The sequence below is a fragment of the Sphingomonas sp. Leaf62 genome, from assembly GCF_001421915.1.
Lineage (GTDB): Bacteria > Pseudomonadota > Alphaproteobacteria > Sphingomonadales > Sphingomonadaceae > Sphingomonas.
Map to the genome: position 1 here is coordinate 197,832 of NZ_LMLN01000013.1, position 26,742 is coordinate 224,573.

A 26,742-nucleotide genomic window follows, 5' to 3' on the forward strand; every position below is an offset into this window, starting at 1 on the left:
CGCCCGGCACCGCGCCTATTTCCGTCCAAACTACGACGACCGGCCGTGTCAGCCACGGGTCCGGCCGTTCGCGCTTTCCTTTTTTATGGTTTGCGCCTATGGGGACCCGCCCGGTTCCGGTGCGCCCTTATTCACGAGGTATTTGTTTGGCGAAGGAAGAACTTCTCGAAATGCGCGGCCAGGTGGTCGAATTGCTGCCCAACGCGATGTTCCGCGTCCGGCTCGAGAACGATCACGAAATCCTCGGACACACTGCCGGCAAGATGCGCAAGAACCGCATCCGCGTGCTGGTCGGTGACGAAGTGCTGGTCGAACTGACCCCGTATGACCTGACCAAGGGTCGCATCACCTACCGCTTCAAGTAAGCGGACCCCGCGTGACCGGACCTGCGGCCATGCGCCTGATTCTCGCCTCGACCTCGCCCCGCCGCCGCGACCTGCTGGCGCGGATCGGCGCGGTGCCCGATCGCGTCGAGGCACCCGATATCGATGAAACCCCGCTGAAAGGCGAATTGCCGCGTCCCTATGCGCTGCGCCTTGCCGAGGCGAAGGCGCGCGCGATCGGTCCGGTCGAGGGTGCGGTGGTGCTGGCCGGCGACACGACGATCGCGCTCGGTCGCCGCATCCTGCCCCCCGCCACCAGCGAGGACGTGCAGCGCGAGCTGCTCGGTCTGCTGTCGGGGCGTCGCCATCACTGCCTGTCGGCGGTATGCGTGCTGATGCCCGACGGACAGGCGCGCATTCGCATCGCCGATACGATCGTCGCCTTCAAGCGGCTCGAACCGCGCGAGATCGACGCGTACGTTGCGTGTGGCGAAGGGTTGGGCAAGGCGGGCGGCTATGCGATCCAGGGCCGGGCAGAGGCGTTCGTGCGCTTCCTTTCCGGCAGCCATTCGGGCGTGATTGGCCTGCCGCTCTTCGATACCCGCGCGCTGCTCGAAACCGCCGGCGTTGCGCTTGGCTGACTGGATCGTCGAGCGCGGCATCGGTGAAGTCCGCGCCGCGCGCATCGTCGACGGCGACATTGTCGAGGCCCGGATCGAACCCGATGACGCATTGCGCGCGGGCACGATCGTCGCCGCCCGGCTGGTCCGCCGCCTGCCCGTCCGTAACGAGGGAATCGTCGCGTGGGACGATGGCGAGGCGCTGTTGAAACCCCTGCCCCGTACGGTCACCGAAGGCGCGACCTTGCTGGTCAAGATCACCCGCCCGGCCCTGTCCGAACCCGGCAAGCCCAAGCGCGCCCGCGCCCGTCCCGCCGCGCCCGACGCGCAACCGTGCGACGGTCCTTCGATCGCGGACCTGCCCGGCGCGCGCCTTGTCGGACCGTTCGATCGCGATCTTCTGGGTGATGCCGGCTGGCCGCTGCTGATCGAGGAAGCGACCACCGGGCACGTCGCCTTTCCCGGCGGTGCGCTGTCGATCGCGCTGACCCCGGCGATGACGCTGATCGATATCGACGGCGACCTTGCCCCCGCCGCGCTCGCCAACGCCGGTGCGCGGGCGGCGGCAGCGGCGATCGCCCGGCTCGATATCGCCGGGTCGATCGGCATCGACCTGCCGACGGTGAACGATAAGGCCGTCCGGCAGGCGACTGCCGAAGCGGTCGATGCCATCCTGCCGCAACCGTTCGAGCGCACCGCCGTCAACGGCTTCGGCTTCCTGCAGATCGTGCGGCGGCGGTCGCGTGCATCGCTCCCCGAACTGTTCGCCCATGTGCCTGCCCATGCCCGCGCGCTCCTGCGACAGGCGGAGCGCACCGGCGGCAGCGGCGAACGGACGCTGGCCGCGCATCCCGCCGTCGTCGCGGCCGTCGCCGCCCGGCCGGACTGGATCGCGGCGGTCGAACGCACGCTCGGCGCATCGCTCGCCTTGCGGGCGGAGAGCGGCCTCGCCATATCCGCGGGCCATGTCCAGGCCCGCTTCCCGTAACCGCTGCCCGCTGTGTTCGGCTCCGACCGATCCGGCCTTTCGTCCCTTTTGCAGTCGCGGCTGTCGCGACCGCGACATGCTGAACTGGATGGGCGAAGGGTATCGGATCGCAGGTCCCGCCGCATCTTCCGACGAAAAATCGGAAACCGGGCTGGACAGCGACGATTCGCGCGGCTAACAGGCCGGCTCTTCCGGTCACCCGGACAGGCCCAGGTAGCTCAGTTGGTAGAGCATGCGATTGAAAATCGCAGTGTCGGCGGTTCGATCCCGTCCCTGGGCACCACTCCCTACATCGTTGTTCTGACCGGATAAATCCGGGCTACCATTACCTGTGACCAATTCCGGGTTGAGGTAATGCCTCGACGTCGCCGGCCGGTCGCCGATACTACCCGCTTGCGCCGCTTCACGACGGACGCAGCATGGTCCTGCAGCTTCTCTGGGACGAGCCGGTCGGTGCCCGCCGGAATGCACCGTCAGTGTGACCGGTCCTGCCCAGTGCAATGACAAGGATGCCGGCGTCATCCGTAACCAGGGCTGACGGTGATCGCGATCCCCGCTAGATCAAGCGGCGACCGACTACCCCCTGCCGATACCGGCATTTCGACTGGAGACCATGATGACCATCGGCGGATCGACCCCGGCCACGGAACTTGCCGCGATTCGATCGGTCGCCCCCGCCCCGGCGATTACCGCCACCGAACGCGCCGAACGGATCGAGCGCGCGCGTGCCCGGACGGCCGAGGCCGGTGCCGACGCGCTGCTCGTCCATACCGGGGCCTCGCTCGACTATTTCACCGGCATTCCATGGGGTGCCAGCGAGCGCATGGTCGCCTTGCTTCTGCCCGTCACCGGCACCCCGCGCATCGTCTGCCCGGCTTTCGAGCGCGGTACGCTGGAGGCCGACCTGACCATCGCCGCCGACCTGCTGCTGTGGGAAGAGGATCAGGACCCGACCGCGCTGGTCAAGGACGCGCTGCCCGCCGGGGCCACCCTTGCCATCGACCCGGTGCTCCCCTTCGCCTGGGGGCAGAAGCTGGCCCGTCACGGCCTGACGCTGACCGACGGCGCGCCCGCGATCGACGGCTGTCGCATGGTCAAGTCGCCCGCCGAACTTGCGCTGCTGCAAAGTGCCAAGGACATGACGCTGGCGGTACAGGCCGCCGCCGCCCGCATCCTGCGTCCTGGCATCCTCGCCAGCGAGGTCGTCCGCTTCGTCGACGAAGCCCATCGCGCGATCGGTGGCGGCGCTTCCTATTTCTGCATCGTCCAGTTCGGCCGCGCCACCGCCTTTCCCCACGGCCTGCCCGGCGACCGCGCACTGAACGAAGGCGAACTGGTGCTGATCGACACCGGCTGTCGCGTCGGCGGCTATCACAGCGACATCACCCGCACCTATGCTTTCGGCCCGGTCGGTGACGACGTCCGCGCGATCTGGGACATCGAACATGCCGCGCAGGCCGCCGCCTTCGCCGCCGCCGCGCCGGGTGTGCCGGCGCAAGCCGTCGATGCCGCCGCCCGTGCGCTGCTGGTGCGGAAGGGCCTCGGCCCCGATTACCGCCTGCCCGGCCTGCCGCATCGCACCGGGCACGGCATCGGCCTGTCGATCCACGAACCCGCCTATCTGGTGCGCGGCGACCCGACGCTGCTGGCGCCGGGCATGTGTTTTTCGAACGAACCGATGATCGTCGTTCCCGACCGTTTCGGCATCCGGCTGGAAGATCATTTTCACGTCACCGACACCGGCGCGGCATGGTTCACCGAACCGCAGCCGTCGATCGACCGCCCGTTCGGATGACGCCGCTGATCGCGCTGCTGCTGGCGACGGTCGCGGTGCCATCGGCTGCCGCGCCCGGCCGCTATGCGGGGACGACGATCGGACCGCCACCCGCCGACCTCCGGCTCGACCGCTTCTACCAACGATATGTCGATGCCGGCGGCGTGCCGGTCGTGTCGTCGGCGAAAGTGCCCGACGACGCGCTGCTGTTGGCGCGCGACATCGCCATCGCGATGCTGGCCGATCGCCCCGACCTGCGCCGCTGGATGGCGGCGTCGGGCTATCGCGTCGCGATCATCGCCCTGACCGAGGGGCTGATCGATCTGCCCGAACAGCGCCACTGGACCAAACCCGCCGCCGACGATCCCCGCCTGACGCTTTGCGAGCGCAAACACTATGTTGAGCGGATCGGACGGCTGAGCGACCGCGATTACTGGAACAATCGTGCCCGCGGCATGGGTGGGCCGTTGACCACCGCCCCGGCCGAAAACCTGCTCGGTACGCCGGGCACCTGGTATTATGGCGAGAACACCTTCGTCCACGAATTCTCGCACGCCATCCTCGCCGCGATCCGGCAACGCGACACCGCGCTCTATGCTGCGGTAGAGCGTGCCTATGCCACTGCCATGGCGCGGGGGGCGTGGCGCGGCGAATATGCTGCGACGACGGTCGACGAATATTGGGCGGAGGGAACGCAGCTCTGGTTCAATACCAACCGCCTGATCGTCGTCGATGGGCAACGGCTGCTCAACGACGATGACTTGCAACGCTATGACCCGACGCTCTACGCGCTGTTGGCGCAGGTCTATGGCGACCGCCACCGCCTGCCCGGCGACGTCTTCTACCGCCATCCCGCGCGCGTACCGCCCGGCGATCCGCCCAGGGCGACGGCGGAAATCTGCTGAAGATGCCGCCGGTCGGCGCGTTCAGGGCAGCGGGTACGGCCCCTTGCCCTTGTCGGCGATAAAGCGGTCGACCCGCGCATCGATCATCGGCAGCGGCACCGATCCCAGGCTGAGCATCGCATCGTGGAACGCGCGATAGTCGAACCCCTCGCCCAGCGCCGCCTGCGCCTTCGCCCGCGCGTCGAGGAACGCCAGCTCGCCCATATAATAGCTCAGCGCCTGCCCCGGCCATGCGATGTAGCGATCGACTTCGGTCGTGATCTCGTGGTTCGACAACGCGGTATTGTCGCGCAGGAACGCCTGCGCCTGCGCGCGCGACCAGCCCTTGGAATGGATGCCGGTATCGACGACCAGCCGGGCCGCGCGCCACATCTGATAGCTGAGCATGCCGAACAGGTCATAGGGGGTCTCGTACATCCCCATATCCTCGCCCAGCGCCTCGCAATACAGCGCCCAGCCCTCGCCATAGGCCGAGATATATTCGTTGCGGCGATATTCGGGCAGGTCGGTCAGCTCCATCGCGAACGGCATCTGGAACGCATGGCCCGGCGCGCTTTCGTGCAGCGTCAGCGCCGGGAGCGAATACAGCCCGCGCGACGGCAGGTCATAGGTGTTGAGCAGATAGATGCCCGGTCCGCCCCGCCCACTGGTGTAGAATGGCGCGATGTCGGGATCGACCGCCTTGATCGCGAACCGCATCCGCGGCAACCGGCCGAAATAGGTCGCGGCCTTGCCGTCGAACGTCTTGGCGATCCATGCGGCGCGGTTGAGCAGATCCTGCGGCGTCTTTGCATAGAATTGCGGATCGGTGCGCAGGTGGTTCAGGAACGACGGCAGATCGCCCTGCCACCCCACCTGCGTCATCACCGTCTGCATCCGTGCGCGGATCTTCCCCACCTCGCGCAGGCCGGTCGCGTGGATTTCCTCGGGCGGCAGGTCGCGGGTCACGAACTCGCGTACCTTCGACCGATAATAATTCCGCCCGTCGGGCAGGTCGTACGCCGCCAGCTTTTCCTGCGCCCGCGGAATATATTCGTCGCGCAGGAACGCCATCAGCGTCGCATGCGCCGGCACCACCGCCTGCGCGATCACCCGCTTCGCCTCGGCCCGCAGCGCTGCCTGCCGCGCCGCCGCGATGGTCGCCGGCAGCGTCCGGAACGGCGCGTAGAAGGGCGACGCCTCCCCCGCGCCTGCTTCCACGACCGCACGCACCCCGGCATCGCGTCCTTGCAGGGTGACGCGCGGCGGCGTGAAGCCACGCTTCAGTCCGGCGCGCATGTTCGCGATCTGCTGATCGAAATAGCGCGGCACGCTGGCCAGCTGCGACAGATAGAGCCGCAACGCCGCCTCATCGCGGTAATTCTCGCGCGCCATGCCGGCCAGATCGATCCAGAAGCTGGTGTCGGCGTTCAATGGCTTTTCGTAATCGCGAAACTGCTGCCGGGCGAGCAACGCAGCGATCTGTGCGCGATAGACGGTATAATCGTCGCGGGCGGCCGGCCCGAGCGTCGCCGGATCGATCCGGTCGAGCGCGGCCATCGTTTCGGTCCAGCGCTGCGTCATCCGCGCCTGCGCCGCCGGTCCGACATCGGGCAGCGTCGCATTCCGACTGGTCGGTGAATCCTCGCCCGGACCGGTCAGCGTCTTGCGCCACGCATATTCGCGCTCGGACCATTGCCGGAGCGCCGCGTCGGCCGACGCGGCCGGTGCGGTGGCGACCGTCGTCGTCGCCCGCGCGGACACGGGTGCCGCGATCGAGAGCGCCAGTGCCAGCGTGATCTTCATGCCCTGTCCCCCGTAACGTCGTCGATGTCGCGCAGCAGCGCCCGCGACACCCAAACTCCCTCGCGCTCGCTGACCGGACGCAGCGCGTGGCGACGCGCCCCCGACACGCGCGCACCCTGTGCCTCGATCGCGGCGAACACCGCCTCGGCACGGGCCATCTGCGCTGCGGCCTCCGCGCCCAGAAACCCGGCGGGATCGAGCGCGAGGATCAACTCGCCGCCCAATGGCGATCCCTTGCGCCCCGCATCCCAAGCGATCGACTCCGCACTGGTCAGGTCACCGATCAACGGTCCGGCGAGCAGTTCGACCATCAGCGCCAGCGCCGATCCCTTATGCCCGCCGAACGTCCGCATCGCCCCGGCCAGCACCGCCGCAGCGTCGGTCGTGTCGCCGCCGTCGGGCGCATGGCCCCAGTCGGTCGGCACCGGCCGGCCCGCGCGGCGATGCAGTTCGATCTCGCCGCGCGCCACCGCACTGGTCGCGAAATCTAACACAAACGGCGCGGCACCGGCGCGGGGCCAGCCGAACGCGATCGGATTGGTGCCGAACACCGGCTGCGTGCCACCGGCCGGCGCGACCCACGCGTGGTTCGACGTCACCGCCAGCGCGACCAGCCCATGTTCGACCAGCGCCTCGACCTCGGGCCACAGCGCGGCGAAGTGGACGGCGTGGTTGATCGCCAGTGCCGCGATCCCGTTCGCGCGCGCCGCCTCGACCAGCGCATCGCGACCGGTCTCGAACGCCAGCTGGGCAAAGCCGCCTTTCCCGTCCACCCGCACCACGCCCGCCGCCCGTCGTTCCAGCACCGGGACCGCATCGGGCACCACCACGCCGCTTGCGACCGAATGCGCCGCGACCAGCAACCGGTACAGGCCGTGCGCGCCGCAGCCGTCGCGCTCCCCGGCGACGATCGTCTCGGCGACCGCCGCGACATGCGCCGGGGCCAGCCCGACACGGGCAAGCGTCGCGCGGGCATAGTCGCGCACCTCGGACAGGGTCATGCGGACCTGCGGCTCGCTCACGCGGTGGCACCCGCCTTCGCAGTGAACAGCCGGACGCCGAACACCGGCCCCGCACTGTTCTTGTCATGCGGCACGAAGCGCACCTTCACCTGTTTCTTGCCCTTGGTCAGCGGCTCGGGCACCGGGTAATCGACGTCGAAGAACGCCCCCGGCCGGTCGGCGTCGAGCGTCTGGGTCGCGATCCGCTGATTGTCGATCAGGATGTCGAAGCTGCGCTTGCGCTCATCGCCCCAATAGGTCGCCTGCAGGACCAGCGGCCCGGGCTTCACCGCCATGGCGAATTCGAAAAAGCCCCCGGTGCGCGCATCGCGCCCGTTCCGCCCGCGATAGACCAGCGGGTAGGAAATCTCGGAGGTCAGTTGATGGTCGCGCTCGGGCTGCATCTCGCCCAGATGCATCACGTCGACCGACCGCGCCGCCAGATCCTTCTGCCGCGCCTGTTCGGCAAGGAAGCCGGCTTCCTCGACCTTCCACTGCGCATCGGTGAACCGCTTGAAATAGACGGCCGAGCGGCGATCATATTGGCGATAGAAGGGGACGAAGCTCAGGTCGCCGGGCCGGATCAGCCCGCGCGTCGCATATTGCGCATCCTCGCCCGCCACCGGCACGAACCCGGCGAGCAGGTCGTCGCCGACCATCGATGGATCGGGCTTGTCCCATTCGCCATCGGCACGCCCGAGGTCGCCGGCCAGCACCAGCGGCCCGCGCAGTACCGCGATCGTCTGCGCATCGCCCGGCGTCGCCTCGATCCGCAGGTCGAGCGGCAGGCGGATCGTGACCGCATCGCCTACCTGCCACCGCCGGGTGACGATCGCATAGCCCCCGGCGGAGGCCGCCTCGACCGGTTTGCCGTTTACCAGCAGCTCGCGCCCCTTCGCCCAGCCCGGCACGCGCAGCGCGACCGGGAAGGTGCCCGCCTTGCCGAGCGATGCAAAGGTCAGCGTCGCCTCGCCCGTGAACGGATAGCCCGTCTCCAGCGCCAGCGTCGCGTCGCGCGCTTGCCACGTCGCGTCGGCGGGGATGTAGAGGTTGACGATCAGGGTATCATCCCCGGTCCAGAAGATGCCCTCGCCGTGCTTGGCATGGCTTTCCATGCCGGTGCCGACGCAGCACCAGAATTCCTCGCCGTCGCGCGCCGAATAGTCGCGCTTCGCCCCGGTCATCAGCGGCGTCATGTAAGTAAAGCCGCCATTCACCGGCTCCTGCTGCGCCATGACATGGTTCAGATGCGCGCGTTCGTAGAAGTCGAACAGCGCCCCGTCGGGCTGCCACGCATACAAATGCCGGGTCAGCTTGAGCATGTTGTAGGTGTTGCAATGTTCGCAGGTCTGTTCGGTGATGTGTTGCGCGATGGTATCCGGCGCGCTGAAATATTCGCGATCGGCATTGCCGCCGATGACGTAGCTGTGATGGCGCGTCACCTGCTCCCAGAAAAAGCGCGCGGCGGTCGCCTGTTCGGGCTTGCCGGTGATCTCGTGCAGCCGCGCCAGTCCGATCAGCTTGGGCACCTGCGTATTGGCATGGAAATTCGCCAGCTGGTCACGCTTCTGCGTCAGCGGATCGAGGTTGCGCTTGTCATAGATCCGCTCGGCCAGCCGCAGCCAGCGCGCGTCGCCGGTCCGCGCGTGCAGTTCGGCGAAACTCTCGTTCAGCCCGCCATATTCGCAGGCGAGCATGACCTGCACCTGATCGTCGCTCAGCGCGGCGAACACCCGGTCGATATAGCCGCCCAGTCCGATCGCGATCGCCATCGCCTGCTCGTTCGCGCCGATATGGTCGATGACGTCGAACAGCCCGGTGTAGAGCTTGTGCCAGTTGTAATAGGGCACCCAGCAGCCGTTGAGGTCGAACCCCGCCGAGCGGATGTCGCCGCGCATGATCTCGGGGAAGATCTCCTTCCCGTCGACGACCGTGCCGTCCTTGCGCTTGCGGGTGAAGCCCGCGACATAGCCGTCGCCATGGGCCGCCTGACACCGCGCCAGTTCGCCGATGATATAGGTCGCGCGCGCCACGCAGTCGGTGCAGCCGGTCTGGGCATGGGTCAGCGCCAGCCCCGACAGATAATGCCCCAGCGTATGGCCGGCGATGGTGTCGCTTTCCCACCCACCATAGACCGGTGCCTTGGGCGTCATGCCGGCGAACTTGTGGAAATTGTGGAGCAACCGGTCGGGCGACAACCGCAACAGATAGGCGCGGTTCACCTCGACCGCGCGCGCATAGTCGGACGGGCGCAACCGCACCGCCGACAGCGGAAACGGCTTGGCCGTTGCCGGCAACGCCGCCATGGTGCGCGCCGCCGCCGGCAGCGCGAGCATCGGTAATGTCGCGGACGACATCAGGAACGCACGACGACCAACCAGCATTTCCATCTCCCAAGAATATTGTATACGATAGGGCAAGATGGGTCGGAGTCAACCGATCGGTTGCAGGCAGGGGCAGGGTTATGCGGCGATACACGGTATATCTGGGCAGCGTAGCATTGGGCACGATGTTGTCGCTGGGGGCCAGCGCGATGCTGACCGCCGCCCCCGCGCCGGTGCGCCATGCCGCCGGCACGCTGACGCTCACCCTCGATCCCGCCAGCCAGACGCTGCGCACCCTCTCCCCCGCCGCCGAACCGGCGTTCGATTTCGTACCCAGCGGGCGGGCCGCGACGCGCAAGGGCGATGGCTTCAACCAGATCGGCGATCTCCACCTGCGCGTCCGCAGCGCTGGCGGCACGTGGCGCGACTTCTCCTCGGCGCAGCACCGCGTGCCCGTCCGCGCGCTGCCGGCCGCCGGCACCGTGATCGCGCGCGCCGACATGACCGCGACGATGGGCGCGGGGTTCCCGCTCACCGTCGAGCGCACCTGGCTGCGTGAGCGCGGCACGCCGGTGCTGCGCTTTACCCTCGTCAATCGCGGCACCACGCCGGTCGAGGTCGGCGCGCTGGGGATGCCGATGGTGTTCGACAACATCATCACCGATCGTTCGCTGGAACAGGCGCATGCGCAGGCGAGCTTCGTCGACCCGTATATCGGCAACGACGCCGGCTATCTTCAGGTCACGCGCCTCAACGGGAAGGGGCCTGCGCTGCTGGTCGTACCCGATGGCCGCACCCCGCTCGAACAATATCGCATCCTCGACGATGCGCGGCGGAAGGGCGCGGGCAGCGTCTTCACCGATCGCACCCCGCGCCAGCAGACGTTCGAGGGCTTTTACGACTGGATGGTCGCCAGCGCCGGAATAGCCGACAAGGGGCAGCCATGGAACCCCGCAACCGGCTTCACGCTCGCTCCGGGCGAGCGCCGGACGTTCGGCGTGCGGCTGATCGCCGCGCCGTCGATCCGCGCGATCGAACCGACGCTGCTGGCCGAGCGCCGGCCGGTCGCGATCGGCTTTCCCGGCTATGTCGTCCCGACCGACAGCCCCGCCGACCTGTTCGTCCGTGCCGCGCAGCCGGTGCGCGACGTCGCCGTCACCCCCGCCGATGCGCTCACGCTGACCCGCGTCGCCGGCCCGGCGGGCTGGAACCGCTGGCGCGTCGCCGGCACCGGCTGGGGCCGGGCGCGGGTCGCGATCACCTATGCCGATGGCAGCGTGCAGAGCGTCCATTACTACGTCACCAAGCCGCTCGCGCAGGTCGCCGCCGATCTCGGCCGCTTCAGCACGACGCGGCAATGGTTCGACGACGCCGCCGACCCCTTTCACCGCGCGCCCGCGATCCTCACCTATGATCGCGAGGCGAACCGCATCGTCACGCAGGATCAGCGCGTCTGGATCGCGGGGATGAGCGACGAGGGCGGCGGCGGCGCATGGGTGGCCGCGACCATGAAGCAGCTCGACCATCCCGATGCCGGCGAGGTCGCCAAGCTGGAGCAAATGGTCGACGAAACCGTGCTCGGCCGGTTGCAGATGGTGAGCGGCGGGGTGAAGAAAAGCCTGTTCTATTATGATCCCAAGGCGTTCGGGTCCTATTACGACAAGGGCATCGACTGGTCGACCTGGGCATCGTGGGACAGGAAACAGGCCGACGATCTGGGCCGTTCGTATAATTACCCCCATGTCGCGATCGGGCATTGGGTGCTGTATCGGCTCGCACGCCATCACGCCGGGCTGGTCACCCGCCACGACTGGCGCTTCTATCTCGCCATGGCCGCGCGCACGACCGTCGCGATGATGCGCGACGCGCCGCATTATGCGCAATTCGGGCAGATGGAGGGCGAGATCTTCGTCGAGATCCTTACCGACCTGAAGCGTGAGGGGCTGACCGACGACGCGCGCGAGGTCGAGGGATTGATGAAGGCGCGCGCCGATCACTGGCGGACGCTCGCCTATCCGTTCGGCAGCGAGATGGCGTGGGATTCGACCGGCCAGCCCGAGGTCTATGCGTGGATGCGCTATTTCGACCACCCGCGCGAGGCGGCGGTCACGCGCGAGGTGATCCTGGGCTACGACCCGACGATCCCGCACTGGGGCTATAACGGCAATGCCCGCCGCTACTGGGACTTCCTCTACGGCGGCAAGGTGAAGCGGATCGAGCGTCAGATTCATCACTACGGCTCTGCCCTGAACGCCGTCCCGTTGTTCGACGCCTATCGCCGCGATCCGGCCGATCTTCATTTGCTGCGCGTCGCTTATGGCGGGTTCATGGGCGGGATCACCAATGTCGACCGCGAGGGCTTCGCCTCGGCGGCGTTCCACTCCGAACCCGATATGATGCGATGGGACGCCTATACCGGCGATTACGGCATGGGCTATTTCGGCCATGCCTATGCCGCCGCGACCTATCTGGTGAAGGACCCGACCTTTGGCTGGCTGGGCTTTGGCGGTATCGCGCGCGAGGATGGCGGGGCGATCGCGATCGAACCGCGCGACGGGGCGCGGACCCGGCTGTTCATCGCCCCCGCCGGACAATGGATCACGCTGGCGGCGGGAACGATCGCGCGTGCCCGCTGGCTGCCGGCAACGCGCCGCATCGAACTGACGCTCGACCCGGCGACCGCGACCACACCGACCGCGCATCTGTCGGTCGAGGCACCGGCGGGCGGCGCGGCCTATGCGATCGACAAGGGTGTGGAGGACCGGGGGTTCACGACCGTCGCGCTGTCGTCGACCGCCACGACCTTGACCCTGTCCCCGCGCTAGCCACCACCGTCATCCCCGCGGAGGCGGGGATCCAGAACCTCTGACGACTGCGACTCCATCGCCGGACCTGCGCGTCTGGATCCCCGCCTTCGCGGGGATGACGGATGGGGTATGCCTACCGCGCCCCACCCAGCGCGCGCAGGAAGAAGTCGTATTCGCGCCGTTGCCCATAGGCGACCGGCCCGGTCGACCGGCCGGCGGAATGTTCGCCGTTGGGGACGACCAGCAGTTCGAAATCCTTGTCCGCACGGATCAGCGCGTCGACGACCTGCATCGTCGACGCCGGATCGACGTTCGAATCCTGCTCGCCGACCACCAGCAGCAGCTTGCCCTGCAACTTGTCGGCATGGACCACGCCCGACGCCGCCAGATAGCTCGCATCGACCGGCCAGCCGAGCCATTGTTCGTTCCAGTCGATCTTGTCCATGCGGTTGTCGAAACATCCCGCGAACGCGACCCCGGCCTTGTAGAAATCGGGATGGAACAACAGCGCGTTGAGCGTGCTCTGCCCGCCCGCCGAGCCGCCATAGATGCCGACCCGTGACAGATCGACCGACGCGTCCTTCGCCGCCAGCGCCTTCATCCACGCGATCCGGTCGGGAAAGCCGCTGTCGGCCAGATTCTTCCACGCGACGTCGTGGAACGCCTTCGACCGGTTGGCCGTGCCCATGCCGTCGATCATCACGACGATGAAGCCCAGATCGGCGATCTGCTGCATCCCCATCGCCTTGTCACCGCCCGAAAAGCCGCCGAACGGCCAATAGCCCTTCGGCACGAAGCTGTCGTGCGGCCCGGCATAGATGTTCTCGATCACCGCATAGCGCTTGCGCGGGTCGTAGTCGCGCGGGCGCACCACCAGCCCGTAGATGTCGGTGGTGCCGTCGCGTCCCTTGGCGACGAACGGTTCGGGCGGGCGGTAGCCGGCGGCGGTCAGCGCGCGCACGTCGCCGCGCTCCAGCGTCGCGATCACCGCCCCGCTGTCGGCATCGCGCAGCTCCGCCACCTCGGGCACGTCGGTGCGCGAATGCACGTCGACGAACCGCGTGCCGTCGGGCGAGAAGCGCGCCTCGTGCGTCTCGTCGCCGGTCGTCAGCCGCGTCAGGTTGCGCCCGTCGAAATCGATCCGGAACCAGTGTTTGTGATACGGGTCCTCGCCCGGGGTCACCCCGCCGGCCGAAAACCAGATGCGCCGCGCATCGTCATCGATGCGGGCGATATCGCGCACGACCCAGCGTCCCCGCGTGATCGGCCGCACCCGCCCGGTCGCGCCGTCGACCCAATACAGATGCCGCCAGCCGTCGCGCTCCGATGCCCAGATCAGTTCGCGCCCCTCGCCCTTCACGTCGTGCACGAAGCGGCGTTCGTTGAAGATGAAGGTCTTCGCATCCTCGCCGATGACGGCACGCGCCGTGCCGGTCGCGGCATCGACCGCGATCACCTTCGCCTGCTGAAACCCGCGCCGCAGATACTCGAACGCGAAGCTGCGGCCGTCCTTGCGCCACTGGATATTGCCCAGTTGCCACGGGTTCGGGAACAACGCGTCGGACACGTCGATCCGTCGCCCGGTCGCCGCCTCGAAGAGCACCGGCCGCTCCTGATCGATCGCATCGCCGGGCTTGGGATAGAGCTGCTCGGCCAATTTGGGCTGCACCTGCCCCACCGGCGACGACACCACCCGCGTCACGATCCGGCGATAGCCGGGCCGCACCCGGTACAGCGCCAGCCATTTGCCATCGGGGGACCAGACGAGCGTCTCGGGATCGTAGAAATCGCCGGGACTACCGTCCTGACTGCGCCACGCCTCCGCACCGCCGTTCGCGCCGCGCACGACCAGATTGTCGTCGACCACCAGCGCCTCGCGCGCGCCGTCGGGCGAGCGCTGCGGCACGTTCAGCGCCGGCACCTTCAGGTCGCGCACCACCCCGAACCCACGCGGTCGCCGGCCCGGTTCCTCGACCGGCGCGCAGACATAGTCGGTCAGCGTGCAGCGCCATGGCGCATCATCGATCGCGAAGCGGATCGCGCGCCGCGCGCCTTCGAAATCGAAATGCTCGAACGGCAGCCGCAGTGGATCGACCGCCTGTCCCTGCGCGTTGGCGAGACTCTTCGCCATCGCCGCTGCGTCGAACGCCGCCGACTTGGCACGCGTAGCGGTATCGACGTCGACGAACGCGAACCCGCCCGCCACCGTCTTGCGATAATGGAAATGCCGTCCGTCCGCGTCCCAGTCCGCCGGAAAGGCGATGTCGCGCGTCAGCCACTGCCATTGGTCGCGCAGCGCGATCGACTGCGCGACCCGGGGATCGGTCTGTGCCTGCACCGGCCCTGCCAACAGTGCGAGCGCCAGCAACAACCGCTTCATCGTGCCGCCTCCAGCGTGAACGTCCAGTCGATCGGGCGGAGCGGCACGCGATAGCGCATGTGCGGCCGCCCATCGGTGCTCCATCCGGTATCCCCGCCGACACCGCTCTGCGCGACGTCGATCAGCAGCGTACCGTCGCCGTGCGGGCGGATGTCGCTGCTATGCGCCTTGGCCGGCGGCTTCTCCATCAGATCGGCATAGGGAAAGGGCAGCGCGTTCACCGCCAGCGGCCGGTCACCGGTCACCCGCACCCCGGCCCCGTCGGCACCAGTCACCGCGATCCAGCGCACGTCCTGCTTGGTCCCCGATTCCTGCGGCCGCGCATAGCCATGATATTGCTCGGCCAGCGTGCCGGCATATTCGCCGACCAACGCCGCGGTCTTGCGATCGGCATAGCTTTCCCACGGCCCGCGCCCGTACCAACGGATGCGGTCGAGCGACGGCGGCGTCCGGAACTGCATGCCGATGCGCGGCGGATCGGGCAGGTCGTCGCGCAGCGGCACGAACCGCACCGCCGCCCGCGCCACGCCGCCGCCATCCATCGTCCAGCGCGTCGTGACCTTCACCGATCCCACGCCCATGTCATGGCGAACGACGATCGCGTCGCCTTCGATCGCGATCGCGTCCAGCCGCCGGTTATTGCTGAACTGCTCCCACATGCGGTGGCTTTTGGTCATGCCGGTACCGACGTCGTTGTCGGTCGGCGCGCGCCAGAAATCGGGCGCACCGCCGCTCAGCAACGTCGTCCGCCCGCGCGCATAGCGTCGGACCAGCCCGGTCGCCCGGTCGATCTCCAGCACCGCATCGCCCGCCGCCAGCCGCAGGACGTCGCCGCCATCGACCGGTGGCGTGCTGCCCCGCGCCGCGGCCAGCGGACGCGTAGGCGACAGCGCGAATTGTTCGTATCCGACGATATGCCCCGTCGCGACCAGCGGGATCGCCCCCGCTTTGGCCCGCGCGCGCAGCACCAGCATCCGTTCTGCCCCGGCATCGCGCGCGGGCGGCAGCGTTAGTGAGAGCGGCGCGCGCTGCCCCGCCGCGACGGCCGGCATCGCCACCCGCCCCGTCGCAACCGCGCGCCCGTCCTCCAGCACCGCATAATCGAGCGTGAAGCGCGACAGGTCGATATGGTCGTGCCGGTTCAGCACGACGAAGCCGTCGCCCGCCCGCGCGAACGCGATCGGGGCATAGACCTTCGCCATCTCATAATATTCGGGATCGGGCGTCCGGTCCGACCGGATGACGCCGTCGCCGACCGGGCTGTCGTCGCCGTCAGGAACGAAGTCGCGGCCCTGCGCCCAATAGTCGCGCCCCGCCGCGTCCTTGCGCACGATGGTCTGATCGACCCAGTCCCACACGAACCCGCCCTGCAATTTCCGGTGGGCGCGAATGACGTCCCAATAGTCCTGAAAATCGCCGAGGCTGTTGCCCATCGCATGGGCATATTCGCACAGGATCAGCGGCTGGGTGAATTCGGGCCGTTCGGCATAATCGACCATCTTTTCGACATCGTCGTACATCGGCGCGAAGATATCGACATAGGCATTGGTCGGGTGCCGCCACCCACTCATGCTGTGCCCCAGAAAGCTGACCAGCCGGGTGTCGTCGCGCGCCTTCACCCACTTCGCCGCCGCCTCGAAACTGGTGCCGACGCCGGTCTCGTTGCCCAGCGACCAGAAAAGGATCGAGGGGTGGTTCTTGTCGCGCTCCACCATCCGTTCGACCCGGTCGAGATGCGCGGCCTTCCATTCGGGCTTGTAGCCGAGCAGCGTGCCCTCGAAATCACCGCTCTGCTGCGCCTGCGACAGATAGCCGTGACTCTCGATATTGGCCTCGTCCATCACGTACAGCCCGACCGCATCGGCCAGTTCGTACAGGCGCGGGTCGTTGGGGTAATGCGACGTGCGGACCGCGTTGACGTTCGCCGCCTTCATCAATTCCAGATCGCGGCGCAGCGTCGCTTCGGACACGATCCGGAAGGTGTGCGGGTCATGTTCGTGCCGGTTGACGCCGCGGATCATGATCCGCCGGCCGTTGACGCGCACCTCGCCATCCTCGATCGCGACCGTGCGGAATCCGATCCGGCGTTGCGTCGCCTCGATCACCCGCCCCTTCGCATCGAGCAGTTCGACAAGCAGCGTATAGAGATCGGGCGTCTCGGCGCTCCATGCCCGCACCGCCGGCACGTCGCCGGTCAGCCGGACGGTGCGCTGCGCATCCGGCACGCCCTCGCGCGTCAGCACCGCCCGCCCGCCATCGAGGACGCTCGCCCGCACCCGCACCGCTGCGTTCGCCCCCGCCACCGCGACGTTCAGCGCCAGCGTGCCGTCGCGAAACCCGTTCGCCAGCCCGGCACGCACATCGATGTCGCGCAGGTGCGTCGCCGGCGCGGCATACAGCGTCACGCTGCGCTCGATCCCGTTGACGCGCCAGAAATCCTGATCTTCCAGATAGCTGCCATCGGCATAGCGATACAGTTCGATCGCGACCGTGTTGCGCCCCGGCCGCATCGCCGCCGTCACGTCGAACTCGGCGGGCAGCTTCGAGTCCTCGGAATAGCCGATCCGCTGCCCGTTCACCCATAGATAATAGGCCGCACCCGCCGCCCCGATCGTCAGCAGCATCCGCCGCCCGGCAAAGTGCGCCGGCACCGTCACCTCGCGGCGATATGATCCGACTTCGTTCAGCCGGTGGTCGATCCGGGGCTGGTCCATCGGAAACGGATAACCCGATCCGACGAACACCGGCGTCCCCTGCCCCTGCGCCTGCAGGATGCCGGGCACCGCCACCGTGCCCCAGCCGCCGACGTCATAGTCGGGCCGTTCGAAGCCGACCGGCCGCGTTTCGGGGGTCGCCGATCGGTGGAACCGCCACTGGCCGTCCAGCGACAGGTGATAGCGCGATCGCACCGGATCGTCGCGCAGCGCCTGCGCCCGCGTCTCGAAGCCGTCGAACGTCGCGTGCATCGGTTCGGCACCGATCCGGATAACCTCCGGCCGCTCCCATTCGGCCGGCGCCGCCGTCTGCGCGGTGGCGGTCGCGACCGCCAGTGTGGACACCAGCACGGCAAGCGCGACACGACCGATCATTGCTTTTTCTCCCTTGCCCGGTGGCCGATACCGCAGGGGCACCGGCCACCGGTATCCTTCCTCAGAATTCGGCCGAAAGACCGACGAAGAAGGTCCGTCCGGCGACGTCGTACACGCCGGGATAGGTGTTGCCGTTACCGAAAGACGCCAGCACGCCCTGCGCGATCGCCGGCGGATCGCGGTCGAGCAGGTTGTTGACGCCGATGCGCAGCGCCACATCCTTCATCACCGTCGCGCTGGCCGCCAGATCAAAATAGTTGGCGACCGGCAGGCGCGAATTCACGACATAGGTCGATCCCTGCAGGTTCTCATCATCGGTGTTGAACGAGTTCTTCGTCGCCCCGATGTAGCGCCAGTTGAGCGAGATCGAACCCTTGCCGTCGGTGGAGGTCCAGGTGAAGCGCGCCTGGTGCCGCCACTCCGGGCTCGGCTGTCCGCAGGTGCCGCCGAACAGGCCCTTGCAGTCATAGGAACCAAGACCCGGCAGCGGTTCGGTCGTCAGGTCGAGCAGCCACGTTCCGACCATGCTCACGCTGAAATCGCCGAGGGCGGTGTCGACCCCGTAGTTTACCCCGAGGTCGAGACCGCTGGTGGCGAGCGAACCGGTATTCTGCGTCGTCGAGGTGACGAAGCCGGCAGTCGTCGCGTCGCCGCCGAACAGCACGCCGTTGCGCGGATTGCGGTTGAACAGCGAACAGAAGAACGGATCGCCGGTCGCGATGCACTGGCTGATCGTCAGCGTGACCGGGATCACGCCGATATAGTCCTTCACCTTGATGTTGAAATAATCGACCGACAGCATCAACCGCTTGGCGAAGCGCGGGGTCAGCACCAGCCCGGCGGTGTAGGTGTCCGCCTCTTCGGGGCGCAACGCCTGGTTGCCGCCGAAGAAGCCCGTGCACTGCTCGCTCGGGCATTCGATGATGTTGCCATATTGCGCGGCGGTGACGCCGGTATTCTGGCACTGCTGCAACGTCGCCGCCGGGCTGGTGCCGGAGCACGGGTCCTGCGTCGTCACGTTGCCCGGGCTTTGCGCCCCGAACAGTTCGGAAATATTGGGTGCCCGGATCGCGCGGTTATATCCGCCGCGCAGGCGCAGGTCGCGCGACGGTGCCCAGGCGATTTCACCCTTGTAGGTGGAAATGCCCTTGTCGCTGGTGCTGTAGTTCGAGAAGCGATAGCCGCCGGTCAGCGACAATTCCCTGAAGAACGGCCGGTCCTCGACGATCGGCACCCGGACTTCGGTGAACCCTTCGGTCACGTTGAAACCGCCCTCGATCTCCTTCGTGCCCTTGGCGAGCGCCAGCGCGTCGGCCCGGAATTCGAGCGATTCACGACGATGCTCGACGCCGAAGACCGCGCCGATCCCGCTATCGGCCCATGGCAGCTTCACGCCATATTCGCCGCCATCGACGGTCAGCGTGCCCGACAGGACCGTTTCCTTGTCCAGCCCTTCGGTGCTGGTCGGCGCATAGACATAGGCGAGCGCCGCCGCGGTCGGCCCGCCGAACTGGAAGACGTTGAGCGGAACGCAGCTCGGGTCCGACCCGTCGACGACCGAACGGCACGTCGGCACGCCATTGACCAGATCGACCTTCAGCGCGCGGTTGGCGCGTTGCGGGTCGATGTCGTTCCGATACGTCTCGTTATAGATCACCGTCGAAAACAGCGCATTGGCATCGTAGCGGATACCCGGCGCGATCTCGCCCCGGAAACCGCCGCTGACGCGATAGTCGGTGTGGCGCAGGTCGTCGCGGCGCGGCTGGGCCGGGGCGGCGACCGGACGATAGCCGATATAGACGTCCTGGTTGACGTTGGTGCCCGCCGCCGCGCTGCCGCACAGCAACCCTGCCTGCTGTGCGCTCATCAGCGGGTTGTTGCAGTTGATCGAGTACGGATACCCCTGGAACAGGGCCGACGGCGCGACCTGCGAATTGGTGCGATCGTCCATGAACATGAAGCTGCCATAGACTTCCACGGCCGGATTGACTTCATACTTCGCAAAGGCACCGGCGATGAAGCGGGTGTCATTGCGCTGGAAGTAATTCAGCGGCGCGTAGTTGTAGCGGAAGTCGGGGTTATACTGGACCCAGGTCTTCTGACCGTCCTTGGTATTGTTATACCCGCCGGCGGCGATGCCGGAGCGCAGCGGCACGAACCGCCCATACTGATTGTTCGACGATCCACCACAGGTCAGCGACGTCGCCGCCGATGGCGTGCCGGAGAACACCGGATCGAGCGCGCAGGCCGATACGTCGCGGTTATATTGCAGGATCGGCTTCACGTCGCGATAGCCGAAATAGGCAGTCACGTTGCCGCGATCCTCGGCGAAATTGGCACCCAGCGCGATGTTCGCGTCGAACCGCTGTCCATCGACCGGGCTGCGCAACGCCGGGGTGAAGCCCGCGCCGACGACCCGCGCACGGTTCGCGGCATTGTCGTTCTGATGCGCCGAAAAGCCATATTGCACGTCGGTCTTCACGCCGTTCAGATTGTCGCGCAGCACGAAGTTGATGACGCCCGATACCGCGTCGGACCCGTACACCGCCGACGCACCGCCGGTCACAACATCGACCCGCTGCACCATGAACGACGGAATGAAGTTCAGGTCGGTCGCCTGGATCGGCAGCAGGCGCTGCCCGTTGACGAGCACGAGGTTACGATTGCTGCCGAGGTTGCGCAGGTTCACCTTCGCGGTCCCGTCAGATCCGTTCGACACATTCTCGTTCGCGTCCGGCGTGATCTGCGGCAGGCGATTGAGGACGCTCTCGATATTGGTTGCGCCCTGCAACCGGATCTCGGCGGCATCGACGGTCGTGATCGGGCTGTTGCTCATCACCCCCGGCTGGGCAAGGCGCGTGCCGGTGACGGTGATGACCTCGCCATCGCCTTCGCTCGCTTCGCCGGCGACCTGACCATCGGTCGTCGCCTGCGCGAAGGCCGGCAAGGCGTTCCCAAGCACCAGCGCGGTCACCGCCGCGGATGCCAGCAATCTCGTCATACGTTGCATCGTCAACCCCCCGTTGTTTGGGAGGAACATACACATTGAAACGGAGTCATCAAATATATTATACTATGTACGAGCAGTAAAATTATTGGATCGGTGCGGTTGGCGTCGTTTCCATGCTGAACAGGGCTGAAAATCGTCACGGTGTGACGATCGGCACCGTCGGTGATGATCGGCATACCGGTTGGTGCCGCCCGTCAGGCGGCGGGCGCGTCGCTCTGGAATTCGCGGCGCAGGTCGACCACCGTCTGCTCGATATGGCCGTACATCGCCTCACGCACCGCCACGGCATCGCGGGCCAGCCAGCGATCGAGCAGCTCGGCATGTTCGTCGTTCGCACGCTGGTCGCGACCGAGCGGCTCCAGATGCTTGCGGACATAGCGTTCGCCCAGCACATGCAGCCGCTCCAGCACCGTCGTGGTGATCGGCTGGCGCGACGGGCGCAGCAGCGCGAGGTGGAAGGCGCGGTTGAACGCACCGACGCCTCCGCCATGCGCGTTGGTGGCCGCGTCGAGTCGCGCGAGGGTCCGGGTCGCCGTCTCGCGCTCCGCCTCGGTCGCGCGCACTGCCGCCGCCGCCGCGATCTCCGGCTCCAGCCGCAGGCGCAGGGCATAGACTTCCTCGGCTTCGTCGATGGTCAGCTCGCGCACGAAATAGCCGTGATTGGCGCGCGACCGCAGCAACCCTTCCTGCTCCAGCCGGGTCAACGCCTCGCGCAGCGGGATCTTGCTGACCCCCAGTTCGGCGGCCAGCGCGTCCTGCCGGATCGCCCGGTCCTGCTCGACCCTGCCGGCAAGAATGCGGTCGCGGACCAGATCGACGAGCTGGTCGGACAGATTGCGGATGATGATGCCGGTCATGAAAAGCGCCTCGCCCGGTCGGGGTAGTCCGGGATTGCTGCCTTAACTTGGCGGCAGGACGACGCGCAACCGCGCCTCACCCGAAACGTCCCAGATCGAACGGCGTCAGGTCGACCGCCGGCGTCTCGCCGTGCAGCAGCGCCGCCAGCGCCTCGCCGGTCGTCGCCGACAGCGTCAGGCCCAGATGCTGATGGCCAAAGGCATAGGCGATCGCCCCGCGCCGCCCGATCGCGGGCAGATAGTCGGGCAGCGTCGGCCGTGCGCCCATCCACGGTTCGACCGGTGCGCCGATCGACAGGCCGAGGCTGGCAACGTGCCCGCGCAACCGCGCCCATTTCCGGGGGTCGGGGGCCATGTCGATCCGCGCGAATTCGACGATGCTCGCCGCGCGCAGGCGGGTGGCGAAGCGGGTGACGATCATCGAGCGGTCCTCGAACACCACCGGCGGCATATCGGCGGGCCAGTCGCCCGGATTCCCTTCGATATGATAGCCGCGCTCGGCGATCAGCGGCGCGGACAGACCGGCCGGCGCGACCAGCGCGGCGGACGCCGCCCCGGCCGCGACCACCGCGACGTCGGCGGCGTGGGTCGTACCAGCGTCCAGCGTCACCCGCCCGTCGTCGCCGACCGCGCGCACCCGGCCCCGCACGAACGTCCCGCCCTGCGCGGCGAAGCGCGTGGCCAGCGCCTCGCCCAAGGCGGTCGTATCGACGATCTGACCGCTGCCGACGAACCGGATCGCGCCGGCGATCGGGACGTCGGTCAGGGCGCGCAGCCGCGCCAGTTCCTCAGGGCTCGCGTCGCGCACCGTCGTCGTGCCGGTATCGGCCGCCATCCATCCGCGCCGGCCGCGCGCCGCACTGTCCGGCGTTTCCCACACCACGAAATGCCCGTCGACGCGCAGCAGATCGGCCGCGTCCGCGTCCGCCAGCACCTGTCGCCATGCCGGGATAGCGGTCGCCAGCAGCGCCGACAGCGCCGCCTTGCCGCGCCGGAACCGCGCCGGACGCGCCGCGAGCAGCATCCGCAGACTGAACGGCAACCATGTCCCGATCGCGCGGACCGGCAGCGCCAGCGCGCCCCCGCTCGAGAACAGCCGGCCCGGCACGCTCCGGATCGTCGCCAGCGACGCGAGCGGTTCGACCTGTTCGACCGCGATATGCCCGGCATTGCCCCATGACGCGCCGCGCCATGGCGCATCGGGGGCGACGATCGTCACCGCCGTGCCGCGCCGTTGCAGCGCCAGCGCGACGTTCAGCCCGACGACGCCGTCGCCGATGACGATCGCGGTCGCTGGCGCGCAGTCGATCATCCGCGTGCGCGCACCAGACTGCGTGCCCGGCCATAGCCGAGGTAGAAGAGGACCCCGACGACGTTCCACAATCCGAACCGCACCAGCGTCTGCGTCGGCAGGCTGACCAGCAGGTACAGGCAGCCGAGGATCGCCAGCGTCCCCACCACGAACGGCGCGGGGCAGCGGAACACGCGCGGCATGTCGGGCGCCCGCTTGCGCAGCACCATCATGCACGTCGCGACCGCGATGAACGCCAGCAGCGTCCCCGCATTCGCCAGTTCGGCGATCTCGTCGAGTCGGAAGAAGCCCGCCACCGCCGCCACGAACACGCCGGTCACCATCGTCACCAGCGCCGGCGACCCGGTCCGCGCCGACACCCGGCTGAGCGAGCGCGGCAACAGCCCGTCGCGCGACATCACGAAGAAGATGCGGCTCTGCCCGTACATCATCACCAGAATGACCGACGGCAGCGCGATCAGCGCCGCCAGCCCGATCGCCCACGCCGCGAACGGGTGCTGCAACGTCCGCAACACATAGGCCAGCGGCTCGGCGGAGCGGCCGAGGTCGACATAGCTGACCGCCCCGATCGCCGCGACCGCGACCCCCATATAGATCAGGGTGCACGCCGCCATCGACCCGATGATCCCGATGGTCAGGTCGCGGCCCGGATTGCGGGCCTCTTCGGCCGAGGTCGCGACCGCATCGAAGCCGTAAAAGGCGAAGAACACGATCGCCGCCGCCGCCATCACCCCGCGCGTCGCCCCGCCCTGCACCTGACTGCCAAAGCCATAGGGCATGAACGGTTCGAAATTGCTGCCCGAAAACGCCGGCAGCGCAAAGAAGACGAACACGGCCAGCGCGACCATCTTGATCGCGACCAGCGCGATGTTGAACGTCGCGCTCTCCTTGGTCCCCGCCACCAGCATGCCCGCGATGCCGAGCGCCACCAGCACGGCGGGCAGGTTCACCAGTCCCCCGCCATGCGGCCCCGACAACAACAGCGGCGGCAGATGCACCCCCGCACTCTGCAGCCACCCGACCAGATAGGCGGACCATCCGACCGCCACCGTCGAACAGGCCAGCGAATATTCGAGGATCAGGCTCCACCCGACGATCCATGCGATACTCTCACCGATCACCGAATAGGTATAGGTGTACGCGCTGCCGGCGGTCGGGATCAGCGTCGCCATTTCGGCATAGGCCAGCGCCGCGCAGGCGCACACTGCGCCCGCAATCGCAAAGGACAGGATCACCGCCGGCCCGGCCCGATCCGCGCCGACCCCGGTCAGCGTATAGATGCCGGTCCCGACGATCGCACCGATCCCCAGCGCGATCAGATGCGGCCAGCTCAGCGTCTTGCGCAGCTTGCGGTCCGGATCGGACTCGTTCGCGTCGAGGGGCTTCAGCGGCCCCAATATCCCTCGTGCCAAGCCCCTGCCCCCTCGTTCGTGTTCTAGTGCCGCATCATACCACGGTGAATCCGGCGAAGAACGGGTCCTCGCGATCGATCCAGATCGTGTTGAATCCCGTAGCGATCGCCGATCCCTCGATCGAGGGCACGATCGCGGCCTGCCCGCCGATCATCGTCTCCGCCTCGACCCGCCCGACGAAGCGGCTGCCGATATAGCTTTCATGCACGAAACGGTCGCCGACCTGCAACCGCCCGGTCGCCGCAAGATGCGCCAGCCGCGCCGAGGTGCCGGTCCCGCACGGGCTGCGATCGATCGCGCGCTCGCCATAGAATACCGCGTTGCGCCCGTCCGCACCCTCGCCCTTTGGCGCATCGGCCCACAGCACATGGCTGACGCCCCGGATCGTCGGTTCCAGCGGATGGACCGGGTCATAGACCGCCTGCACCCGTTCGCGGATGGTCCGGCTAAGCTCCACGAGCCGCGCCGCGCCGAGATCGTCGAGGCCGGTATAGGCCCCCTGCGGCTCGATGATCGCATAGTAGTTGCCGCCATAGGCGACATCGATCGACAGCGGCCCGAAACCCGGCACGTCGATCTCGATCCCCTGCGTCGCGAGATAGGCGGGCACGTTGCGGATCTTCACCGATCGCACCCGGTTGCCCTCCGCGACATAATCGATATCGATCACGCCCGCAGGCACCTCGACGCGCAGCCTGCCCGGCTCGCGCGGGGTAATCAGGCCGTTCTCCAGCCCGAAGGTGATCATCCCGATCGTGCCGTGCCCGCACATCGGCAGGCAGCCCGACGTCTCGATGAACAGGATCGCCGCATCCGCATCGGCGCACGGCGGGTACAGGAACCCGCCCGACATCATGTCGTGCCCGCGCGGCTCGAAACACAGCCCGGTGCGGATCCAGTCGAACCGCGCCAGGAAATCCTGCCGCCGCTCCGCCATGCTGGCACCCCGCAACAGCGGCGCGCCCCCGGCCACCAGACGGACGGGATTGCCCGCCGTGTGGCCGTCGATGCAGAAGAAGGTGTGGCGCATCAGGCGGCGAGCGCCGCCTTGAGCACCGGGCGGGTCGCCGCGCACTTTTCGACCATCGCAATGACTTCGGCCCGGCGTGCGCCTTCGAGCGGCAGGCGCGGCAGACGGACACGTTCCGACCCGCGACCCATGATCTCTTCGGCCAGCTTGATCGACTGGACCAGATCATGCTCGGCATCGAGGTGGAGCAGCGGCATGAACCAGCGATAGATGCGCCGCGCCTCTTCCCAGTCGCCACGATAGACCGCCGCGATCAGCGCCACCGATTCCTGCGGGAACGCGCTGGTCAGGCCCGATACCCAGCCGCTGGCGCCGAGCAACATGCCCTCCAGCGCGACGTCGTCCAGACCCGCCATCACGATATAGCGATCGCCGAACCGGTTGATGACGTCGGTGAAGCGGCGCGGATCGGGCGCGCTTTCCTTGACCGCGACGATGTTCTTGACCGGATCGAGCAGTTCGAGCGTCGCGAAGTCGACCGACACCCGGTAGGCGGGCGGATTATTGTACAACATGATCGGCAGGCCCGTCGCCTCGGCAACGGTGCGGAAATGCGTCGCCAGTTCGTTCGGCGTCGGCACATAGACCATGGCCGGCAACAGCATCAGCGCATCGATGCCGATCGCCTCGACCTCCTGCGCGAACGCCGCCGCGCGGTGCGTCGTGAATTCGGACACGCCGCATACCAGCGGCACGCGCCCGCCGACCGCCTCGACACCGGCGCGCAGCACCGCATGCTTTTCCGCGACGTCGAGGGAATTATTCTCGCCACAGGTGCCGAGCAGGATCAACCCGTCGACACCATCCTCGACCAGCGCTACCAATCCACGCTGCGTCGCGTCGATATCGACCGAACCATCCGCCGCGAACTGCGTCGTCGCTGCGGGATAAACGCCCGTCCACATGCTCGAACCAGAAACCACATCATCCTCCATGATCGTGATTTTCGTATACGATATTAAGTCGGCACTGCCAACTGAAATCGGGCGATTTTTGCACGTGCTCGGATTGCTTGCGTTGCAAGGTCTGCAATTTCGGAAAAACGCGCGCGTTTGCGCGATTTATCCCTTGTCTCCGACATGCTCGATACCTCTGGGGATCGGTTCTATCCCGGCGAAGGCAGCA

At 67.7% G+C, this 26,742-nt stretch carries 18 protein-coding genes and 1 tRNA gene; 8 read left to right on the forward strand and 11 right to left on the reverse strand.

The genetic code is table 11. From position 1 onward, the window contains the following. Nucleotides 1–146 precede the first annotated feature (146 nt). The 7 genes from infA to ASE91_RS08845 all read left to right on the forward strand — a co-directional run bounded on the left by infA (nt 147) and on the right by ASE91_RS08845 (nt 4,610). Nucleotides 147–365 carry a translation initiation factor IF-1 gene (infA, locus tag ASE91_RS08820; RefSeq protein ID WP_003049127.1) on the forward strand — a complete coding sequence of 73 codons (219 nt, stop codon included), beginning with the start codon at nt 147–149 and terminating at the stop codon, nt 363–365. A gap of 29 nt (nt 366–394) precedes the next feature. Continuing rightward, the gene (locus tag ASE91_RS08825; protein ID WP_056625091.1) at nt 395–964 is read left to right on the forward strand and encodes a Maf family protein; all 570 of its coding nucleotides are present in this window, start codon (nt 395–397) and stop codon (nt 962–964) included. After that, nucleotides 957–1,931, forward strand: a complete 975-nt coding sequence (locus ASE91_RS08830) for a hypothetical protein (RefSeq protein WP_056625094.1) — start codon at nt 957–959, stop codon at nt 1,929–1,931. The genes ASE91_RS08825 and ASE91_RS08830 overlap by 8 nt, the downstream gene beginning before the upstream one ends. Continuing rightward, the gene (locus ASE91_RS18750) at nt 1,909–2,109 is read left to right on the forward strand and encodes a DNA gyrase inhibitor YacG (protein ID WP_082449830.1); all 201 of its coding nucleotides are present in this window, start codon (nt 1,909–1,911) and stop codon (nt 2,107–2,109) included. Before ASE91_RS08830 ends, ASE91_RS18750 begins: the two co-directional genes overlap by 23 nt. A gap of 29 nt (nt 2,110–2,138) precedes the next feature. Beyond that, nucleotides 2,139–2,214: transfer RNA gene (locus ASE91_RS08835), tRNA-Phe, on the forward strand. Nucleotides 2,215–2,547: 333 nt separating this feature from the next. Continuing rightward, entirely contained in the window at nt 2,548–3,726 is a 1,179-nt protein-coding gene (locus ASE91_RS08840) for a M24 family metallopeptidase (RefSeq protein ID WP_056625242.1), read from the forward strand. Beyond that, nucleotides 3,723–4,610, forward strand: a complete 888-nt coding sequence (locus ASE91_RS08845) for a glycoside hydrolase (RefSeq protein ID WP_235530388.1) — start codon at nt 3,723–3,725, stop codon at nt 4,608–4,610. The genes ASE91_RS08840 and ASE91_RS08845 overlap by 4 nt, the downstream gene beginning before the upstream one ends. Nucleotides 4,611–4,631: 21 nt before the next feature. Here the strand turns inward: ASE91_RS08845 and ASE91_RS08850 are convergent, their stop codons facing one another. From ASE91_RS08850 to ASE91_RS08860, 3 genes are read right to left on the reverse strand one after another with little or no spacing between them, the layout of a single operon-like run. Then, nucleotides 4,632–6,395, reverse strand: a complete 1,764-nt coding sequence (locus ASE91_RS08850; protein WP_056625099.1) for a DUF885 domain-containing protein — start codon at nt 6,393–6,395, stop codon at nt 4,632–4,634. Next, entirely contained in the window at nt 6,392–7,396 is a 1,005-nt protein-coding gene (locus ASE91_RS08855) for an Ldh family oxidoreductase (RefSeq protein ID WP_082453924.1), read from the reverse strand. Before ASE91_RS08855 ends, ASE91_RS08850 begins: the two co-directional genes overlap by 4 nt. A 17-nt stretch (nt 7,397–7,413) precedes the next feature. Next, a complete protein-coding gene (locus ASE91_RS08860; RefSeq protein ID WP_056625247.1) occupies nt 7,414–9,780 on the reverse strand; it encodes a glycoside hydrolase family 127 protein in 2,367 nt (788 codons plus the stop codon). Nucleotides 9,781–9,860: 80 nt separating this feature from the next. Between ASE91_RS08860 and ASE91_RS08865 the strand changes: the two genes are divergently transcribed. Further along, nucleotides 9,861–12,545, forward strand: coding sequence for a DUF5695 domain-containing protein (locus tag ASE91_RS08865; protein ID WP_056625104.1), 2,685 nt, complete (start codon nt 9,861–9,863; stop codon nt 12,543–12,545). Nucleotides 12,546–12,660: 115 nt separating this feature from the next. On the opposite strand, the gene ASE91_RS08870 is transcribed toward ASE91_RS08865, so the two are convergent. The 8 genes from ASE91_RS08870 to ASE91_RS08905 form a co-directional block, all read right to left on the reverse strand. Then, entirely contained in the window at nt 12,661–14,907 is a 2,247-nt protein-coding gene (locus ASE91_RS08870; protein ID WP_056625108.1) for a S9 family peptidase, read from the reverse strand. After that, the gene (locus ASE91_RS08875; protein WP_056625111.1) at nt 14,904–17,996 is read right to left on the reverse strand and encodes a glycoside hydrolase family 2 TIM barrel-domain containing protein; all 3,093 of its coding nucleotides are present in this window, start codon (nt 17,994–17,996) and stop codon (nt 14,904–14,906) included. Before ASE91_RS08875 ends, ASE91_RS08870 begins: the two co-directional genes overlap by 4 nt. Nucleotides 17,997–18,057: 61 nt before the next feature. Then, complete coding sequence (locus ASE91_RS08880) at nt 18,058–20,997, reverse strand: TonB-dependent receptor domain-containing protein (protein WP_235530389.1); 2,940 nt, start codon at nt 20,995–20,997, stop codon at nt 18,058–18,060. A gap of 203 nt (nt 20,998–21,200) precedes the next feature. Further along, nucleotides 21,201–21,863, reverse strand: a complete 663-nt coding sequence (locus ASE91_RS08885) for a GntR family transcriptional regulator (RefSeq protein ID WP_056625114.1) — start codon at nt 21,861–21,863, stop codon at nt 21,201–21,203. 76 nt (nt 21,864–21,939) lie between these two features. Then, on the reverse strand, nt 21,940–23,175 hold the full coding sequence (locus ASE91_RS08890) for an NAD(P)/FAD-dependent oxidoreductase (protein WP_056625116.1): 1,236 nt from the start codon (nt 23,173–23,175) through the stop codon (nt 21,940–21,942). Continuing rightward, nucleotides 23,172–24,587, reverse strand: coding sequence for an amino acid permease (locus tag ASE91_RS08895; protein ID WP_056625119.1), 1,416 nt, complete (start codon nt 24,585–24,587; stop codon nt 23,172–23,174). Before ASE91_RS08895 ends, ASE91_RS08890 begins: the two co-directional genes overlap by 4 nt. Before the next feature lie 34 nt (nt 24,588–24,621). Further along, nucleotides 24,622–25,617, reverse strand: a complete 996-nt coding sequence (locus ASE91_RS08900; protein ID WP_056002398.1) for a 4-hydroxyproline epimerase — start codon at nt 25,615–25,617, stop codon at nt 24,622–24,624. Continuing rightward, on the reverse strand, nt 25,617–26,522 hold the full coding sequence (locus tag ASE91_RS08905; protein WP_235530390.1) for a dihydrodipicolinate synthase family protein: 906 nt from the start codon (nt 26,520–26,522) through the stop codon (nt 25,617–25,619). The genes ASE91_RS08900 and ASE91_RS08905 overlap by 1 nt, the downstream gene beginning before the upstream one ends. Nucleotides 26,523–26,742: the final 220 nt, after the last annotated feature.

Excerpts from the sequence above, each read along its gene's own strand:
- ASE91_RS08825 (WP_056625091.1), top strand. The coding sequence starts at position 395 with ATGCGCCTGATTCTCGCCTCGACCTCGCCCCGCCGCCGCGACCTGCTG.
- ASE91_RS18750 (WP_082449830.1), top strand. The coding sequence starts at position 1,909 with ATGTCCAGGCCCGCTTCCCGTAACCGCTGCCCGCTGTGTTCGGCTCCG.
- ASE91_RS08840 (WP_056625242.1), top strand. The coding sequence starts at position 2,548 with ATGACCATCGGCGGATCGACCCCGGCCACGGAACTTGCCGCGATTCGA.
- ASE91_RS08845 (WP_235530388.1), top strand. The coding sequence starts at position 3,723 with ATGACGCCGCTGATCGCGCTGCTGCTGGCGACGGTCGCGGTGCCATCG.
- ASE91_RS08850 (WP_056625099.1), bottom strand. The coding sequence starts at position 6,395 with ATGAAGATCACGCTGGCACTGGCGCTCTCGATCGCGGCACCCGTGTCC.
- ASE91_RS08855 (WP_082453924.1), bottom strand. The coding sequence starts at position 7,396 with ATGACCCTGTCCGAGGTGCGCGACTATGCCCGCGCGACGCTTGCCCGT.
- ASE91_RS08860 (WP_056625247.1), bottom strand. The coding sequence starts at position 9,780 with ATGCTGGTTGGTCGTCGTGCGTTCCTGATGTCGTCCGCGACATTACCG.
- ASE91_RS08865 (WP_056625104.1), top strand. The coding sequence starts at position 9,861 with ATGCGGCGATACACGGTATATCTGGGCAGCGTAGCATTGGGCACGATG.
- ASE91_RS08870 (WP_056625108.1), bottom strand. The coding sequence starts at position 14,907 with ATGAAGCGGTTGTTGCTGGCGCTCGCACTGTTGGCAGGGCCGGTGCAG.
- ASE91_RS08875 (WP_056625111.1), bottom strand. The coding sequence starts at position 17,996 with ATGATCGGTCGTGTCGCGCTTGCCGTGCTGGTGTCCACACTGGCGGTC.
- ASE91_RS08880 (WP_235530389.1), bottom strand. The coding sequence starts at position 20,997 with ATGACGAGATTGCTGGCATCCGCGGCGGTGACCGCGCTGGTGCTTGGG.
- ASE91_RS08885 (WP_056625114.1), bottom strand. The coding sequence starts at position 21,863 with ATGACCGGCATCATCATCCGCAATCTGTCCGACCAGCTCGTCGATCTG.
- ASE91_RS08890 (WP_056625116.1), bottom strand. The coding sequence starts at position 23,175 with ATGATCGACTGCGCGCCAGCGACCGCGATCGTCATCGGCGACGGCGTC.
- ASE91_RS08900 (WP_056002398.1), bottom strand. The coding sequence starts at position 25,617 with ATGCGCCACACCTTCTTCTGCATCGACGGCCACACGGCGGGCAATCCC.
- ASE91_RS08905 (WP_235530390.1), bottom strand. The coding sequence starts at position 26,522 with ATGTGGACGGGCGTTTATCCCGCAGCGACGACGCAGTTCGCGGCGGAT.